At 67.0% G+C, this 17,211-nt stretch carries 18 protein-coding genes and 1 pseudogene; 9 read left to right on the top strand and 10 right to left on the bottom strand.

The genetic code is table 11. The annotated features are described in order from the left end of the window. Positions 1 to 24: 24 nt before the first annotated feature. Both A0130_09515 and A0130_09510 read right to left on the bottom strand, forming a co-directional pair. Positions 25 to 381: a thiol reductase thioredoxin gene (locus A0130_09515; protein ID ANF31880.1), complete on the bottom strand. Its 357-nt coding sequence runs from the start codon at positions 379 to 381 to the stop codon at positions 25 to 27. Between the two features lie 2 nt (positions 382 to 383). Continuing rightward, positions 384 to 566, bottom strand: coding sequence for a hypothetical protein (locus tag A0130_09510; GenBank protein ID ANF31879.1), 183 nt, complete (start codon positions 564 to 566; stop codon positions 384 to 386). Positions 567 to 675: 109 nt separating this feature from the next. Between A0130_09510 and A0130_09505 the strand changes: the two genes are divergently transcribed. The 6 genes from A0130_09505 (at position 676) to A0130_09480 (ending at position 5,418) form a co-directional block, all read left to right on the top strand. Next, positions 676 to 2,331 (top strand): CoA-disulfide reductase, encoded by a 1,656-nt coding sequence (locus A0130_09505; protein ANF31878.1) that lies wholly within the window; start codon positions 676 to 678, stop codon positions 2,329 to 2,331. Between the two features lie 118 nt (positions 2,332 to 2,449). Continuing rightward, complete coding sequence (locus A0130_09500; GenBank protein ID ANF31877.1) at positions 2,450 to 2,758, top strand: hypothetical protein; 309 nt, start codon at positions 2,450 to 2,452, stop codon at positions 2,756 to 2,758. A 215-nt stretch (positions 2,759 to 2,973) separates the two neighbouring features. Further along, positions 2,974 to 3,354, top strand: a complete 381-nt coding sequence (locus A0130_09495) for a transcriptional regulator (protein ANF31876.1) — start codon at positions 2,974 to 2,976, stop codon at positions 3,352 to 3,354. Then, a complete protein-coding gene (locus A0130_09490; protein ANF31875.1) occupies positions 3,351 to 4,454 on the top strand; it encodes a cobalt transporter in 1,104 nt (367 codons plus the stop codon). Before A0130_09495 ends, A0130_09490 begins: the two co-directional genes overlap by 4 nt. Positions 4,455 to 4,487: 33 nt before the next feature. Continuing rightward, positions 4,488 to 4,775 carry a monooxygenase gene (locus tag A0130_09485; GenBank protein ID ANF31874.1) on the top strand — a complete coding sequence of 96 codons (288 nt, stop codon included), beginning with the start codon at positions 4,488 to 4,490 and terminating at the stop codon, positions 4,773 to 4,775. A gap of 46 nt (positions 4,776 to 4,821) precedes the next feature. Next, positions 4,822 to 5,418 carry a cation transporter gene (locus A0130_09480; protein ID ANF31873.1) on the top strand — a complete coding sequence of 199 codons (597 nt, stop codon included), beginning with the start codon at positions 4,822 to 4,824 and terminating at the stop codon, positions 5,416 to 5,418. 84 nt (positions 5,419 to 5,502) lie between these two features. Here the strand turns inward: A0130_09480 and A0130_09475 are convergent, their stop codons facing one another. The 4 genes from A0130_09475 to A0130_09460 form a co-directional block, all read right to left on the bottom strand. Next, on the bottom strand, positions 5,503 to 6,201 hold the full coding sequence (locus A0130_09475; GenBank protein ID ANF31872.1) for a hypothetical protein: 699 nt from the start codon (positions 6,199 to 6,201) through the stop codon (positions 5,503 to 5,505). Positions 6,202 to 6,245: 44 nt separating this feature from the next. Then, the gene (locus tag A0130_09470; protein ID ANF31871.1) at positions 6,246 to 7,766 is read right to left on the bottom strand and encodes a copper oxidase; all 1,521 of its coding nucleotides are present in this window, start codon (positions 7,764 to 7,766) and stop codon (positions 6,246 to 6,248) included. A gap of 111 nt (positions 7,767 to 7,877) precedes the next feature. Next, positions 7,878 to 8,486 carry a DUF305 domain-containing protein gene (locus A0130_09465; GenBank protein ID ANF31870.1) on the bottom strand — a complete coding sequence of 203 codons (609 nt, stop codon included), beginning with the start codon at positions 8,484 to 8,486 and terminating at the stop codon, positions 7,878 to 7,880. An 84-nt stretch (positions 8,487 to 8,570) separates the two neighbouring features. Continuing rightward, on the bottom strand, positions 8,571 to 9,038 hold the full coding sequence (locus A0130_09460; GenBank protein ID ANF31869.1) for a hypothetical protein: 468 nt from the start codon (positions 9,036 to 9,038) through the stop codon (positions 8,571 to 8,573). A 150-nt stretch (positions 9,039 to 9,188) separates the two neighbouring features. On the opposite strand from A0130_09460, the gene A0130_09455 reads away from it, so the two are divergent. Further along, entirely contained in the window at positions 9,189 to 9,428 is a 240-nt protein-coding gene (locus A0130_09455) for a hypothetical protein (protein ANF33375.1), read from the top strand. Between the two features lie 18 nt (positions 9,429 to 9,446). On the opposite strand, the gene A0130_09450 is transcribed toward A0130_09455, so the two are convergent. From A0130_09450 to A0130_09435, 4 genes and pseudogenes are all read right to left on the bottom strand, one after another. Continuing rightward, on the bottom strand, positions 9,447 to 9,749 hold the full coding sequence (locus tag A0130_09450) for a transcriptional regulator (GenBank protein ID ANF31868.1): 303 nt from the start codon (positions 9,747 to 9,749) through the stop codon (positions 9,447 to 9,449). Positions 9,750 to 9,762: 13 nt separating this feature from the next. Further along, positions 9,763 to 11,898 (bottom strand): ATPase, encoded by a 2,136-nt coding sequence (locus A0130_09445; GenBank protein ANF31867.1) that lies wholly within the window; start codon positions 11,896 to 11,898, stop codon positions 9,763 to 9,765. A 38-nt stretch (positions 11,899 to 11,936) separates the two neighbouring features. Further along, positions 11,937 to 14,209: pseudogene (locus tag A0130_09440) on the bottom strand (carbonate dehydratase). Positions 14,210 to 14,259: 50 nt separating this feature from the next. Continuing rightward, positions 14,260 to 14,469, bottom strand: a complete 210-nt coding sequence (locus tag A0130_09435; protein ANF31866.1) for a heavy metal transporter — start codon at positions 14,467 to 14,469, stop codon at positions 14,260 to 14,262. A gap of 211 nt (positions 14,470 to 14,680) precedes the next feature. Between A0130_09435 and A0130_09430 the strand changes: the two genes are divergently transcribed. Beyond that, positions 14,681 to 15,262: a hypothetical protein gene (locus A0130_09430; GenBank protein ID ANF31865.1), complete on the top strand. Its 582-nt coding sequence runs from the start codon at positions 14,681 to 14,683 to the stop codon at positions 15,260 to 15,262. 747 nt (positions 15,263 to 16,009) lie between these two features. Next, on the top strand, positions 16,010 to 17,194 hold the full coding sequence (locus A0130_09425) for a hypothetical protein (protein ANF31864.1): 1,185 nt from the start codon (positions 16,010 to 16,012) through the stop codon (positions 17,192 to 17,194). The last annotated feature ends 17 nt before the right edge of the window (positions 17,195 to 17,211 follow it).

Genomic DNA, 17,211 nt, shown 5'->3' with positions numbered 1-17,211 from the left:
TACCCGCCAGGGTATCGGTTCGGGTCAGATGCGGGCCTTGACGGCGGTGAGCTCAGCCGGATCGATGGCGCGGATCTGGCCGATCAGATCCTCGAGGTCCCGGCCGGCGAGCGCTCCGGGCTGTGAGAACACGAGGACCCCGTCGCGGAAAGCCATGAGGGTGGGGATCGAGGTGATCCCGGCGGCCGCGGCGAGTTTCTGCTCGGTCTCGGTGTCGACTTTGCCGAACACGATGTCCGGGTGCTGCTCGGATGCGGTCTCGAAGACGGGGGCGAACATGCGGCAGGGGCCGCACCAGGCCGCCCAGAAGTCGATCAAGACGATGTCGTTCTGCTCGATCTGGCCTTTGAGTGTGTCGGCGGTGAGGGTGACGGTGCTCACGGTCAGCCGCGTCCGAAGAGCCGGCCGAAGAACCCGCCACTGGAGGCGGCGGCCTTCTCGGCGTCGGTGTGGTTGCCGTTGCACCACTGGTTTGCGGGCACGCGCCGGCGCACGTCGGCGACGTGCTGGCCGCAGCCGCTCCAGGTCGTCTTGGCGCAGACTTTGCAGGTGGCGGGGTAGCACATGGGTTAGAACTCTCCTTCTCGGGTCCGGGAGGGGTGGGTCTGGATACCCCCTCGGTATAGTACGATACCGGGGAGGGTATAACCAAACCGCCCTCGGGAGGTGCACAGGATGAAGATCGTGATCGTCGGCGGAGTCGCCGGAGGAATGTCTGCCGCGACGCGACTGCGCCGGCTCGACGAGACTGCGGAGATCGTGGTGTTCGAGCGCGGCCCGTACGTCTCGTATGCGAGCTGCGGGCTGCCCTATTACGTCGGCGGAGTGATCACCGATCGGTCATCACTCCTTCTGCAGACCCCGCAGTCGTTGGCCGCCCGGTTCCGGCTCGATGTGCGAACCGGCCACGAGGTCCTCGCGATCGATCCGGTCGCACACACTGTCTCGGTGTTCGACCTCGCCGCGGGTGAGACGATGATAGAGAGCTATGACGAGCTGATCCTCGCCGTCGGAGCGTCTGCACGGGAGGCCGTGGGGCATCCCGGCATCCCGACGCACACCCTGCGCACGGTGGAGGATGTCGACGCGATCGGCGTGCTGGTGGACGCCGCCGCGGACAACCCTTCTGCCCTCGTCGTCGGTGCCGGCTTCATCGGCCTCGAGGCCGTCGAGAACCTGGTGCGGCGCGGCATCCACGTCACGCTCATCCAGCGCGGCCCACACATCCTGAGCCCGCTCGACGTGGAGATGGTTGCGCCCGTTGAGGCGCAGCTGCGTAGCCATGGCGTCGACGTGCGCACCTCCGTCACGATCGACACGGTCGAGGCGGGGGTGGTGCTGCTCAGCGACGGCGCGACGGTTCGGCCGGACTTCATCATCGACGCGTCTGGTGTGGTGCCGAGCGTGGACCTGGCGCGCTCGGCCGGTCTGTGGCTGGGGCCGACGGGCGGGATCGCGGTCGATGCCCGCAACCGCACCAGCGTCGAGCGCATCTTCGCCGTCGGCGATGGCGTCGAGAAGGTGGATGCGCTCAGCGGCGCAGAGACGCTCGTGACCATGGCCGGGCTCGCCAACCGTCACGGCCGATCCGTAGCCGACGTCATCGCCGGCCGCGAGGAGCACAACACGCCCGCCCTCGGCACCGCGATCGTGAAAGTCTTCGACGCCGTCGCGGCGAAGGTCGGCTGGGGGGAACGGCAGCTCGCCGCTGCTGGGCGGGCGCACCGAGTCATCCACACGCATCCTGCCTCGCACGCCACCTATTACCCGGGTGCCCAGTCCATGTCGATGAAGCTGCTCGTGGATCCTGGGAGAGATGCGATCCTGGGTGCGCAGATCGTCGGCGGCGAGGGTGTCGATAAGCGCATCGACGTGATCGCGGTCGCCATGGCGGGCGGGATCACCGCCTCCGGTCTCATGCGTCTCGAGTTGGCGTATGCACCCCAGTTCGGGTCGGCGAAGGACCCGATCAACCAGCTCGGCTACGTCGCCGACAACCTCCGCAGCGGTACCACCCGCTCCCTGCAGTGGCACGAGCTCGGCGCTGCGCTGGACGCTGGCGCCACCCTGGTCGATGTACGCACGGCCGGGGAGCACGCGGCCGGCTCGATCCCCGGCGCTGTGAACATCCCAGTGGACGAGCTGCGCGACCGGCTGGGCGAGCTGCCGGCCGGCCCGATCGTGGTGCACTGCCAGGTGGGCCAGCGCGGTCACACCGCCGCGCGCATCCTCGACCAGCACGGTTTCGACGTCGTCAACCTCGACGGGGGCTACCGCACCTGGGTGGCCGGCACGTCAGTGGCGGTGCCGGTACCGGTCAAATCGGCGTGATGAGGTGGCGTCACGAGCGCTGCTTGTGACGCCACAACCGGCTCGATCTAGCCCGATTCGGGCCATCCTGCAATGAATCAACGATGCTCGAGCGCCCTGAATGACGGAGGATGGTTGCATGAGGATCGAGGTACTGCATATCGAGGAGTGCCCGAACTGGGAGCAGGCGGGTGAGCGCGTCCGCGACGCCCTCGATCGACTCGGTGACACGACGACGGCCGTTGCTTTTCGGCTTCTTCAGACTCCGCTGGAGGCGGCGGCGGTCGCATTCGCGGGTTCACCGACGATTACCGCGGACGGGGCGGATCTGTTTCCGAACGGAGCGCGAACAACCGATCTCGCGTGCCGGATCTATTTCACCCCGGAGGGCGTCGCAGGGCTCCCGACGGTCGATCAGCTGGTGCAGGCGATCTCGACCCATGAATGATGACGCCTTGGTGGTGTGCTCTTGCTGTGGACGCGAGCTGCCCAGAAGCAGAGTTCACTCGCTGGAAGGCGGCAGCGCTCGCATCTGCAGACGGTGCGGCTTCTGGGTTGCCCTGTGGTGGCGTGGCGACCGACACCCGCAATAGCGACACGAGCGCATGAGTGCGCGCCCCGTGCTCTTCTCGTTGCCGTTGGCCGCGCGCGTATTATCTGCGTATGGATGCAGACAAGCCGATATGTGGGCGCCTTCCCGATAGCCAGTTCGTCGAGCTGGCGGTGGAGGTCTTCGCGATGCTGGCGGATGCGACGCGGGTGCGGATCGTCCTGGCGTTGAAGGATGCGGGCGAGCTCTCGGTGAACCACTTGGCCGACATTCTCGACAAGCAGCCGTCGGCGGTGTCTCAGCATCTGGCGAAGCTGCGGCTGGCGCGCATCGTGGCGACCCGGCAGGACGGGCAGCGCGTGTTCTATCGGCTGGAGAACGAGCACGCGAGCCGGCTGGTGTCCGATGCGATCTTGCAGGCCGAGCACTCCCTTGGAGGAACTCCCCGGCATCACCATGCTGTGGCGGCGGCCACGGAGGGGGCGTCAGCATGAGCGGAACCCACACGCACTCTCACGACGATCACGATCACTCCCACGTTCACGACGGCACAAATCATGCTCATCCTCACAACGAGGACCACGAGCATGACCAGGGTCACGGTCAGTCGCACGATCACGGTCACTCGCATGATCACGGCGAGCATTCGCACCCTCACGGTGGGGTGAAGGGGTTCCTCTACAACCTTTTCGTTCCGCACACCCACGATTCCGCTGATGCGGTGGATGACGCGCTGGAGGCGAGCAAGGCCGGTGTGACCGCCGTCAAGGTGTCGATGTTCATCCTGCTGGGCACGACGCTGCTTCAGTTGATCCTGGTGTGGGTCACCGGCTCTGTGGCGTTGCTGGCGGACACGATCCATAACTTCGCGGATGCGCTTACGGCGGTGCCGTTGTGGATCGCGTTCGTCCTTGGCCGTCGAGCGGCCACTCGTCGCTACACCTTCGGCTATGGCCGCGCCGAGGACCTCGCCGGCCTGTTCATCGTCTTCGTGGTCGCCCTCTCGGCGGTGGTGGCCGGGTGGGAGGCGATCGACCGGTTTGTGCATCCGCGGCCAGTGGAGAATGCGTGGTGGCTGGTCGTCGCCGGTGTGATCGGCTTCGCCGGAAACGAACTGGTCGCGATCTACCGCATCCGGGTGGGGCGGAAGATCGGCTCGGCTGCTTTGGTGGCTGACGGTGTGCATGCCCGGCTGGACGGGGTCACGTCGCTGTCGGTCGTGCTCGGTGCGATCGGCGTGATGCTCGGGTTCCCGCTGGCCGACCCGATCATCGGCCTGCTGATCTCCATCTCGATCCTGGTGCTGCTGTGGGGCACCGTGAAATCGGTCGGCGCACGACTGATGGATGCCGTCGATCCCGATCTTCTCGACCGAGTCGAGCGCATACTCGGGACAACGGACGGTGTTACGGGTGTCCGGAACGTGAAGCTGCGTTGGTCCGGGCACCGCCTCCTGGGCTCCGCAGTGATCACCACCGGCGCCACAACCCTCCACGACGCCACCCATGTGGCCGATCGCGCGACCGAGCACGTGCGCAGTGAGCTGCGCAACCTCGACGACTTCGTCGTGACACCGATCGCGGCCGACCACTGATCAGCCCCCGCTCCACTGAAAGGAACAACACGCATGTCCATCGTCAAGATCAACGCCATTCACGTCCCTGCCGGCCGGGGAGCTGACCTCGAGGCCCGCTTCGCCGGCCGCGCACACGACGTCGACCAGCACATCGGCTTCGAGAGCTTCCAGCTGCTTCGCCCGGTCAAGGGGGAGGATCGCTACTTCGTCGTCAGTACCTGGGCGACAGAGGAGGCGTACCAGGCGTGGCGGGAGGGACAGGCCGGGATGACTCACGGCGGATCCAACCCGGTCGCCACTGGGGCCGACCTGCTCGAGTTCGAGGTGGTCGACCTCTGAGTCGACTTCGCTCGACCATGCATTCTCGCGCGGAAGGACGCTGACGATGACCGATCTCGCTCCCGATCGGCGTGCGCTGTTGCGTGCCGGATTCACGCTGGAGTGGAACGTCGTAGGCGTCATGGTGCTCGCGGTCCTCGCCTTGTCGTCCGCCTCCGTCGCTCTCGCCGGCTTCGGGCTCGACTCGTTAGTCGAGATCGGGGCGAGCACGGTCGTAATTTGGGAGCTTTCGGGGACGGGGGAGCACCGGCAGAGGATCGCCCTGCGGCTTATCGGCGCTGCCTTCGTAGCCGTCGCCGGCTACCTCCTTGTGCAAACGGTCGTGGCCCTCGCCGGCGGTCATCGACCGGACGGCAGCGTCGGGGGCATCATATGGACCGGGATCACCGCCGCCACAATGTTCATCCTCGCCGCACTCAAAGCGCGTACCGGTCGAGCTCTGGGTAATCCGGTGCTGCAGAAGGAGGGCAGGGTGACCATGATCGACGGTCTACTGGCCTGCGCCGTCCTTGTCGGCGTCTTCCTGAACACCGTGCTGGGGTGGTGGTGGGCCGACTTGCTAGCGACTCTGGTGATCGTGTACTACGCGATCCGAGAAGCCGTCGAGATCTTTCGTGAAACGTCGGTGGAGGTCAGCACGTGACGAGCTTGGCGCAGGTTCGGCCCCGCTCGACTGCTGTCCGAGGCGGAGTCCGCTGGACGCTGCTGTCCTAGGTGCTCGCGCGCGTCAGTGATTCCACTGGTGGCCGCCTACCGGTCCGGGAAGGGCGCCAGATGAGTCCGCGCCGTGTGGATGTCCATCGACTCCCCGGATGCTTTCGAGGACGAGGGCGGTCAGTCGCGTCGCGGCGGAGGGCTCGGGGAGCATCGCTGCCGCCCCCAAGGCTCCGGTTGCGTATGCGGCGAGCATGGCCGCCTGAAGGTCGGTGCGGGCACGGCCGTCGTGGGCAGCCTCTTCGATGATGTCGGCCAGTAGTTCGCGAACTTCGCCTTCGGCGGGAGCCAGGCGAGCGGCGTCGTGGAGGGCCCCGTGATCCCCGTGTCGATGACTGCGTAAGCGCGCATACCCCATCAACACGTTCTCGAGTCGGTCGGCCGGAGCGCTGTCTGCGGCGATCGTTCGCAAGCGCTGGAGGTGGTTCGCCACCTCGCGCTGTTGCCAGGCGGTCAGAGCCGACCCGACGTCCGGAACGTACCGATACAAAGTCGCCCGCCCCACGCCGCTCGCCTCCGCCAGCGCTGTCATGGTCAGGCCGGCGACACCATCTCGATGCACCAGTTGCGCGGTCGCATCCAGGATCGCATCCAACACCGCGGACCGGTGCTCGGTCACTGTCTCGCTCCACAACTTGGGCATGAGGTCAGAATACTCCTCGCTGAGACACTTTGACTCAAACCAAACGATGTGTATCAAGCCATCGGCCATGAGTCCACAGCTATGCGGAACCGCGCGTTCTGTTCCCCGTTGACTCAGCTCTGTTCGTAGCCAAGGACGGCCATCATCCCGGATTCGGCGTGGTAGATGTTGTGGCAATGGGTCATCCAGAGTCCGGGGTTGTCTGCATCGAAGAGGACGGTGAGCGACTGGTGTGGGAGCACGATGGCGGTGTCCTTTCGCGGGCCGCCATCGAGCTGGAAGGTGTGGCCGTGGATGTGGAAGGGGTGCCACATCATGGTCTGGTTGGCGATGGTGACCTGGACTCGTTCCCCTTCCCGCACCGCGTAGGCGCCGTCGAGAGGGTTGTTCATGTCGAAGGCTTTGCCGTTGATGCCCCAGTCGTACTTCATCATTCCGCCGGTGAGGGCAATGTCGATGCGGCGGTCGATTCCGCGCCGTCGGAGGGCAGCGGCGGGCGGGGCGCTGAGCACGGCCGCTGTGACCGGTGACGTGTCAGAGGCGGTGTACCCGTTCACGGTGGGTGCAGGGCTTCCGGGGTTGGATCGGAGGACGGCGAAGGCGCGGGCGGCTTTGCCGACGGCGTCGGCGACGATGGGGAAGGCGCCGTCGGCGACGGTGATGATCGCGTCGTAGCGTTCGCCCATGCCGAGGAGGATGCTGTCGCCCGTGACCGGGTTCACCGGGTATCCGTCGGTGTGGGTGACGGTGAGCCGGTGCCCTCCGACGGAGAACCGGAACGCGGTGTCGCCGCCGGCGTTGATGATGCGCAGCCGCACGCGTTGCCCGGGTTTCGCGGTGAAGGTGGCGGGGTCTTCTGCTGGGCGTCCGTTGATGAGGTAGTAGGGGTAGTAGACGTCTCCGGAGTCGCCGCCGAGCAGGCTGGAGGTGGTGCCGGTGAGCAGCTTGCCGTTGCGGGAGGGAGCGCCGCCGCCCATCCCGCCGCCCATCCCGCCCATTCCGCCCATGCTCATTCCCTTCTTAAGCTCGGCGAGCACTTGGTCAGGGGTGGCGGTGACGCCGTCGAGCCAGTCGTCGAGCACGAGCACCCAGTCGTGGTCGTAGCCGAGTGGCTCGTGCGGGTCTTCGACGATGAGCGGGCCTTGGAGGCCGCGGTCGAGTTGCGGGCCGACGTGTGGGTGGTACCAGTAGGTGCCAGGTGCGTCCGCGGTGAACTCGTAGTCGAACGAGCTCCCGGGCGCGATTGCGTGTTGAGTGATCGGGGGCACGCCGTCCATGTCATTCCGCAGGGCGATGCCGTGCCAGTGCACGGTGGTGTCATCCGGGAGATGGTTGGTCACGTGCGCTCGGATAGCGTCACCCGCGGTCGCCCGGATGGTGGGGCCGGGGACCTGACCGTTGTAGGCCCAGGTGGAGGCCGTGCGCGCGGCGAGGTCGATGTTCGTCTTGCCCGCGGTGAGCTGGACGCGGGTTGTTCGTCCGGTGCGTCGTCGGGCCCTCTCGGCCGCGGTGACGGGGGCGCTTGTTGCGGTGAGAAGGTTCGGGCCGCCGGTGCAGGCGGCGAGAGCGAAGGCGGTGGCGAGCCCGGCGCCGCCGAGGAGGACGCTGCGACGGGTGAGGTCCGGAGTGTTCATCGGATGTCCAAAGAGAGCAATCGACCGGAAGGGTCGAGATCGAAGAGGAGGGCGGGCGCCGCCACGAGGGGGAGGGTGACGGCGCCCGCGTCTGGTGCGACCGGGAAGGGGTCAGAGGCTGGCGAGAAGCTGCTTCATGGTGGCGATCTCGGCGGTCTGTGTGGCGGCGATCGTCTTCGCCAGCGCGACGGCGTCCGTTGCCTTGCCCTTTTCGGTCTCGGTCGTGGCCATGGCGATGGCGCCTTGGTGGTGCTGGATCATCTGGGTGAGAAACAGCTTGGACGCGTCGGCGCCGGACGCTTTGGTGAGCGCGTTCATGTCCTGCTGCGACATCATCCCGTCACCACCCATGTCCATTCCGCTCATGTCGGACTTCTGCCCCCAGGCGGAGAGCCAGCCGTTCATGGTGTCGATCTCCGGCTGCTGCGCTGCCTTGATCTTCTGGGCGAGGTCAGTGACCCGGGCGTCCACACCCTGCTTGGTCAGGAGGGTGTCGGACATTTCGATCGCCTGCTGGTGGTGGGGGACCATGGCCATGGCGAAGGTGACGTCGGCCTGGTTGTGGTCCGAGGTCGCCGTGTCGGTGCTCGCGCTACTGTGGTCCATTCCGGGCATGTTTCCCATACCGGAGTCGCTCCCCGGAGAGCCGGCGGTGCAGCCGACTAATGCGGCGGCGGTCAGGAGGGCGCCGGAGGTGAGCGCGATCAGTCTGGTGTTCATCTGGATTGGTCTCTTTCGTCGTGTGGATGTGTTGATGCTGGGCAGGCTGAAGCACCACCGCGCGTGCGCGGGGTGCGACGCGCGTCATCTGCGATCGACGGAGAGAGCCAGAAGAGACGGTGGGGACGACCCGATGGTGCCGGCGACCGACCGGATCAAGGTGGCGGCTGCGGCGAGCATCCCCATGCCGAGCAGTGCACGGGTCAGGCCGGGAGCGATCAGCAGGATGGTTGCGGCCAGTAGGGCAAGGGTGCACACCATTGCCGTCATATCGTGCATCGGGTCGCAGCCGTCGGCAGCGCATCCGCTAGTCGTCCCCATGCCAGCGCTCGCCGGGGCGATCGCCGCCGAGTGCGCGCCGGCCCCGTTCGACTGCCCGGGGGCGGCCGCTGCGAGCGCGGCGTGAGACATGGTGAGCTCATGCGGTTGGCTCATCGGTGTGCTGACCACGTGCATGGCCAGCATCCCGGTGAGGATTCCCGCGACGGCGACGAGGAGGACGATCAGGCAGCGCCAGGTGCGGGTGTGTGTCGATATGCAGTCGGCGAGCATGTGTCCTCCTTCCGAGTAACAAGTTAGCGTCGCAGCCTGGATACCCGCCGGGGGTTTGATCAGTACGGGACTTTGTGCCCACTAGCGGTGCGCGATTCAGCCCCAACCTGGTTGAAGAAGTCAGCTGAGGAGGCGGTCATGTACGGGTGGATGATGGGCGGCGCGGGGGCGTGGTGGATCGTGTGGCTGCTCGTACCGTTGCTGATCATCGTGGTGGTCGTCGTGATGGTCGTCACGCTGACCCGGCGCGCCCCGTCCGGTGGCGCCGGCACTGTTCCACCGTCGAACTCCTCGGCGAGGGTAATCCTCGATGAGCGGTATGCCCGGGGTGAGATCGATCACGAGGAGTACATCCGGCGGCGAGACGAGCTCGGGCGCTCAGGCGGTTAGTGCCGGCAGGGTCGGGGCTTAGGAGCGCACGAGGCGGGCGATGGCGTCGCTCGCCTCTTTGATTTTGATGTCGGCCTCGTCGCCGCCGGCTCGTGCGGCGTCCAGGACGCAGTGCTTGAGGTGGTCGTCGAGCAGCCCGACGGCGACCGCTTGTAGGGCGCTGGTGAGGGCGCTGATCTGGGTGAGGATGTCGATGCAGTACTGCTCTTCGTCGACCATGCGGGAAATCCCCCGCGTCTGGCCTTCGATGCGCTTGAGCCGGTTGAGGTACTTGTCTTTGTCGGTGATGTAGCCGTATTCGGTGTGGTCGTGCTGGGTCATCGGGAGTCTTTCGTCAGGGGGTGAGGATGGTGCGGGTGCTGACCTCGGGGGCGAGGTCCAGGCGGCGGAGCAGTTGGGCGTTGAGGGCGACCACGACAGTCGACAGCGACATCAGTATGGCGCCGACGGACATGGGCAGCACGAAGCCGATCGGGGCGAGCACGCCGGCGGCAAGGGGGACGGAGATCAGGTTGTAGCCGGCGGCCCACCAGAGGTTCTGCTTCATCTTGCGGTAGCTGGCGCGGGAGAGCTCGATGACCGAGACCACGCTGCGCGGGTCGGAGCTGGCCAGGATGACACCGGCGGAGGCGATCGCGACGTCGGTTCCGGCGCCGATCGCGATGCCGACGTCGGCCTGGGCGAGTGCGGGGGCGTCGTTGACGCCGTCGCCGACCATCGCCACCTTCCGGCCCTCCGTCTGCAGTTCGGCCACTGTGCTGGACTTGTCCTCCGGTCGCACGTGCGCATAGGTGCGGTCGATGCCGAGTTCGGCGGCGACCGCGTTTGCGACCGCTTCGGCGTCGCCCGTGATCATGACGACTTGCACGCCCAGCTTGTGGAGCGCGTCGACCGCCTCCCGGGATTCCGGGCGCACCTCGTCGGCGAGCTTCAGGCCGCCAATGAGGGTGCCGTTGCGGAGGACGTGGAGAATGATCGCTCCCTCGCTGCGCCACGAGCCGGCCTCCTCTACCTCCGTGGCTCCCGCTTCGTCGAGCAGCCGGGGGCCTCCGACGCGGATCTCTGCTCCATCGACGGTCGCGGTCACGCCGACGGCCGGTGAGGAAGAGAATCCCGCGGCCGGGGGAATGGTCAGTTCCCGTCCGCGTGCGGCGCGGACAATGGCCGTGGCAAGCGGGTGCTCGCTGTCCGCCTCGGCCGCCGCGGCGAGAGCGAGGACCTCGTCCTCGGTCAACGTGCCGACGAGTGCGATCCCAGTGACGGTCGGCTCGCCCTTGGTGAGAGTGCCGGTCTTGTCGAACAAGACGGTGTCGACGGTCCGCATGCTCTCCAGCGCGAGCCGGTCCTTGACGAGGACGCCGCCGCGGGCGGCGCGCTCGGTCGCGATGGAGACGACCAGCGGGATGGCGAGGCCGAGCGCGTGCGGGCAGGCGATCACGAGAACCGTGATGGTGCGCACGACGGCGTCGTCGGGGCTGCCGACGAGGGTCCAGACGATGGCGGTGATGATGGCGGCGCCGAGGGCGAACCAGAACAGCAGTGCGGCGGCACGGTCGGCGATGCGCTGGGCGCGAGAGGAGGAGTTCTGCGCCTCGGTGACCAGCCGTTGGATGCCGGCGAGGGCCGTGTCGTCACCGACGGCGGTGACCTCGACCCGGAGCCCGGAGTCGACCGCGACGGTTCCGGCGGTCACAGCGTCGCCGTCGCCGCGGGAGACCGGGCGGGATTCGCCGGTCACCATCGACTCGTCCATTTCCGCGCGGCCGTCGACGATCCGGCCGTCTGCGGGGACGCTCCCGCCGGGCCGGATGAGTACCACGTCCCCCACGTGGAGATCGGCAGGGGCGACCTTGACGGTGGTGTCGCCCTCGATCCGTTCCGCCTCGTCGGGGAGGAGCGCGGCGAGGGAATCGAGCGCCGAACTGGTCTGGGCCAGGGACCGCATCTCGATCCAGTGCCCGAGCAGCATGATCACGATCAGCAGCGCCAGTTCCCACCAGAACTCGAGTTCGTGGTCGAGCAGGCCGAGCGTGGCCCCCCAGGAGGCGAAGAACGCGACGGTGATCGCCAGGCCGATCAGTAGCATCATGCCCGGTGTGCGGCTCTTCAGCTCGCTGTAGGCGCCGCTGAGGAACGGCCAGCCGCCCCACACGTACATGACGGTGCCGAGCACAGGCGCGATCCAGAGCGCCCACGTCGGCACGGTGTAGCCGAGGATCATCGCGAACATCTGCGAGGTCGCGACGACCGGGACGGCGATGATCAGGTTGATCCAGAACAGCCGCCGGAACTGACCGACGTGGTCGCCATGGCCGGTGTGCCCCGAGTGACTCGCATGGCCGTCGTGGTCCATTGCGGAGTGGTCCATGCCGCCATGGTCCATGGCGGCGTGATCAGCGGCGGTGTGCGCGTCGTGGACCGCGGGTTCGGCGGTCTCGGTGTGCTGGTGGTGAGCGTGCGGGTCGGTCATGAGGTCACTTCCGTTGTGCGAATGCTCGGGTTCGAGTGTTACACCGTGCTCGGCACGATGCTGGTGAAGCTGCGCAGGCGCAGGCTGTTCCCGACGACGAACACGCTCGAGGCGGCCATGGCCGCTCCGGCGAGCATCGGGTTCAGCAGCCCGAGGGCAGCGATCGGGATGGCGGCGACGTTGTAGGCGAAGGCCCAGAACAGGTTCGACTTGATCGTCCGGAGGGTCGTCCGGGAGAGCCGGATGGCGTCGACCGCGCCGCGCAGGTCGCCGCGCACCAGGGTGATGTCCGAGGCCTGGATGGCCGCGTCGGTGCCGGTCCCCATCGCCAGACCGAGGTCGGCCTGCGCGAGGGCGGGTGCGTCGTTGACGCCGTCGCCGACCATCGCGACGATCCGTCCCTCCCGCTGCAGCCCGGCGATCACAGCCACCTTGTCCTGCGGGAGGACGTCGGCGATGACCCGGTCGATGCCCGCCTCGGCGGCGATCCGCTCGGCGACGGCCTGGTTGTCTCCAGTGAGGAGGATAGGCGTCAGACCCAGTTTCCGGAGGCCGGCGACAGCCTCGGCGCTGGTCGGTTTGAGCGTGTCGGCCACGATGAGGATGCCGCGGGCCTGGCCGTCCCAGGCGACCGTCACGACCGTCTTGCCTCCGGCTTCGGCAGTCGACTTGCGGGCGGCCAGCGCCGGGCTGAGTGCGAGCGACCAGTCGGCCAAGAGCGAGTCGCGGCCGACGAGGACGGCGTGTCCCTCGACAACGCCCTGTACGCCCCGGCCTTCGATGTTCTGGAACTCCTCGACAGGAGGGAGAGCGCGTCTCGCCTGCTCGGTGGCGGCCTTCGCGATTGCCTGCGCGATCGGGTGCTCGGAGGCGTGCTCAAGCGCGCCGGCCAGGCGCAGCAGGTCATCGCGGTCGGTGCCGTCCTCCGGGATCGTCTCGACCAGTGTCATCCGGCCGGTGGTCACCGTGCCGGTCTTGTCGAGCACGACGGTGTTGACAGTGCGGGTGGACTCGAGGACTTCGGGTCCGGTGATGAGGACTCCCAGCTGGGCTCCCCGTCCGGTGCCGACGAGCAGGGCGGTCGGCGTGGCCAGCCCGAGCGCGCACGGGCAGGCGATCACGAGGACGGCCACCGCAGCTGTGAAGCCTGCCGCGATCGGGAACCCGGCGATCAGCCAGAGGGCGAGGGTCACGACAGCGATCCCGATCACGATCGGCACGAACACGGCCGAGACCCGGTCAGCCAGGCGCTGCACCTCCGCCTTGCCGGTCTGCGCGTCCTCCACGAGCCGAGCCATCTGCGCCAGCTGCGTCTCGGACCCAACGCGGGTCGCCCGGACGACCAACCGCCGCCCGCGTTGACGGTGGCGCCGGCGACGGCGTCGCCCGCGACCACCTCGACGGGGACGGACTCGCCGGTAAGCATCGAGGTGTCGACCGCAGAGCTTCCGGAGACGACGACACCGTCGGTGGCGATCTTCTCCCCGGGGCGGACCACGAACTCGTCGTCCACCCGCATCTGCTCGACGGGGATCCGCGACTCCACCCCGCCGCGGAGTACCACGACCTCTTTCGCTCCCAGCTCCAGCAGCGCGCGCAGGGCCGCTCCCGCCCGCCGCTTCGCCCGCTTCTCGAAGAAGCGTCCGGCGAGGATGAACACCGTCACGCCGGAGGCCACCTCCAGGTAGATGTTCGACGTGCCGTTCGAGGGTGCGAGGGTCAGCTCGAAGGCGTGCGTCATGCCAGGCATCCCCGCCGTGCCGAGGAACAGGGCGTAGAGCGACCAGAGGAAGGCCGATGTCACCCCCAAGGAGATGAGTGTGTCCATCGTCGCCGCACCGTGCCGGAGGTTCGTCCATGCGGCTTTGTGGAACGGCCACGCACCCCAGACGACGACCGGTGCGGCGAGCGTCAGGGAGGCCCACTGCCAGTATGTGAACTGGAGCACGGGGACCATCGCCAGGGCGACCACCGGCACGGTCAGCGCCACGGAGATCAGCAGCCGCGTGCGCAAAGAACCGAGCTCCGCGTCGACCGGTTCCGCAGCAGGCTGCTCGGCAGGAGGAGCCGGGCGCGCGGGCACGGCGGCGGTGTAGCCCGCTTTCTCCACTTCCGCGATCAGCGCGGTTACCTCGTATCCACGAGGAGCGGTCACCTTTGCCTTCTCTGTGGCGTAGTTGACCGTCGCGGTGACGCCATCGAGTTTGTTCAGCTTCTTCTCGACCCGCATCGCGCAGGAAGCACACGTCATCCCGCCGATCTCCAGCTCTACGGCGGTGTTCGGCTCATCGGCCGGGGTCGTGATGCTCATTGAACCTCCTCGATCAGAGTGCGGTGCGCGCGGGTCGCTGTGCTGGGTCTTTAGGCGCGTACTGCGGAGTACCCGGCCTCTTCGACGGCGGCCAGCACTGCAGAGTCGTCGATCGGCTCGGCCGAAGTCACGACCAGCTTCCCGGTCTGCGCGCTCACGGTGAGGGCGGTCACGCCCGCCACCTGCTCGACTTCTTCGCGGACGGAGATCTCGCAGTGGCCGCAGGTCATTCCGGTCACCTGGAATTCGGTGGTGGACATTCTCGATCCCTTCCCGGGCATACCCCCATTGGGTATGCTCACTCGTCTCAGCAATATACCCCTTAAGGGTATTCCCGTCCACCTCGACTTGGCAGGATGAAAGAATGCCCGAGTGCCCGATCAGACGGACCGCTCCCAGCCCAACCCGGCGGGAGTAAGCGCGCCCAGGTGGAGTCAGCGGCGACGGATCCTGATCGTCCTATGCCTGAATTTGGCCCTGATCGTCGGTCTGGTGATCGCGGGTCTTGTTGCGCATTCGGTCAGTGTGCTCGCCGCCGCCGGCGACACTGTGGCCGACTGCTTCGCCCTCGCCCTCGGCCTGATAGCGATCGCGCTCCGCGACCGCGACCCCGACCATCCGCACGCGCAACGACCGATCGCGATCGCCGCGTTGGTGAACGCCCTGCTACTGCTCGCCGTGACCGTGACGGTGACCATCGAGGCGATCTCCCGGCTACAGGAGGGCTCGCCACCGGTGGAGGGACTGCCGATGGTGATCGTCAGCGTGATCACGATGCTCGTGATGCTTGCGGGCGCGTTCGTCCTCGGCCGCTCGGCAGCCGGGGAGGACCTGCATATGCGCTCGGTCCTGATCGATGCCCTCGCTGATGCAGCCGCTGCAGCGGCGATCGCCGTCGCCGGCGTCATCATTCTGATCACCAACGACCTCTACTGGCTCGACCCCGTCCTCGCGCTGGGAGTCTCCGTTCTCATCGCGGTCGCCGCCATCCAGCTCGTCATCAAAGCCATCGCAGTATTGCAGGGCAAGGACGTCGACTTCGACGACGACTGAGTCTCCATGCGAAAACCGCGTCGCGGTCGCCTCGGAGTCCGAGGGCCCAGCCGATCTCGCACGAGATAATCCGGTCGCTGGCGTCTGAGATCGACTGGACGGCGCACCGTGCGCCCCTGCTCCGGTGAACTGTCGAGGAGCCGCCTGCGGCGGCACTGCACCTGTCGACTTGTTTGTCTTTCCGCCGGCCGATCGTAGCTCGTTCCCGGTGCTCCGTGCCGGGCTTTCGCGGCATATCCTCGCTCCGCTGCGCTCCGTTCCGGTATTCCACGATCCCGGCACTGCGCACCTCCCACTCGCTCTCGATCTCCCCGCCGGAAGGCAAACAAGAACGAGAGACAGGGGAGTGATTGAGATGCGGGTATTCGTCATCGACACCAGAAACACGGGTCCGGAACTGCAGGGTGGTCTGGTCGGCGTGGTTGGCTCGACCAACCCGAGCTCGGAGGAGAAGAGCGAATGCGTTGAGACCGTAAGCCGCTATGCGATGGATGGATGGGCGATCGCAGCCGACCCGTTCACGCCAATCGGACGATTGGCGGCGCTGACGGCAGAGGCGGCGTGCGTTCCCTTCGTTCGCCTCAATGACGCCCGCCGGCCCCAGCGGGGCGCGCGTAGCATGGAGACCACGCGTAGTCCCGAGCGGGATTCCGCTGACCTCAACGGATCGCCGTTTCCCGCGCCGACACCCGAGATCCGCTACAGCGGAGTCGGGCTGACTGGCTCGCGTATCGAGAACGGGGGTCGGTGATCATGTCCCGTCCTCCGCTGGTCTCCGAGACGTGGGGCACGGTCACGACGCGCATGCTTGCGCAAGACCGCTGGGCCGCGCGCGCCCGCTATCGCGACGTCGACGGTCGCACACGACAGATCGAACGCATCGGGCGCACCAAACAGAAGGCCGAAGCGCTTCTCCGCGAGGCGATGCGGGATCGCATCAAGCCGCTTGGCGACGGCGAGCTCAACCCTGAGACGCGGCTCGCCGACCTGGCGATCGTTTGGTGGGATGAGTTCAGCCACACCTCACGCTCGAACGGGACACTGCGTCGTTACGAGACGGTGCTAGACAAGTACATCGTGCCCAATCTCGGCGGTTGGATGATCCGCGAGGCTTCAGTCTCGAAGTTGGATCGGTTCGTCAAGCAAACCGCCCGGCTGAATGGTTACTCCAACGCGAGCATCGCCGTCGTCTTGCTCACGGGGATGTTTGCCATGGCTGCTCGGCATGACGCGATCGAGGCCAACCCGATGAAATCGGTCGCGCCGGTGGAGGAACCGGACCATCAAGTCGCCACGTTCTCCCTCGAAGATGTCGCCGAGCTGCGGGAGATCCTCGCTCGCTGGGACGCCGGATTGGACGCATCCGGTCGGCGTCGCGGCACCGATCTAGCGGATCCCGTGGACTTCTTCCTTGGCACAGGGTGTCGGCCAGGCGAGGTGTTCGCGCTGATGTGGGAGGACGTAAACTTCACCATCCAGCCGTTCACAGTCGACATCCACCGGACCATGGCGAAGAACCGCGAAGGTCGCTGGACCGTGCAGAACAAGACGAAGACCGGCGGCGGGCGACGGCTCTTCCTGCCCACGTTCGTGGGAAAGATGCTCCTCCGTCGACGGGTGGAATCCTTTTCAGAGCTCGTCTTCCCCTCCTCGACGCTCACCCCGCGAATCCCCGACAACTTCCGACTTCAGTGGCACATGGCGTTGAAGGGGACAAGATTCGAGGGGCGCGTGCCAAAGGAGTTCAGGTCCACTGTCGCAACCGCGCTACGCGATGCCATTGGCCTGGAGCGGGCTCAGCACCAATTGGGCCACTCGACATACGCCACGACGGAGCAGTCCTACCTGCCGCGGGTGGTTCAGGTGCCCGACTCGACAGCAATCCTCGAACGGTTCAACGTGCGCGGCGATTCCGGCCCCGGACTCGCGTAGCTCACCGTTTACTCACC

The sequence above is a fragment of the Leifsonia xyli genome (assembly GCA_001647635.1).
GTDB lineage: Bacteria > Actinomycetota > Actinomycetes > Actinomycetales > Microbacteriaceae > Leifsonia > Leifsonia xyli_A.
This window is presented reverse-complemented; position numbering and strand designations above follow the sequence as displayed.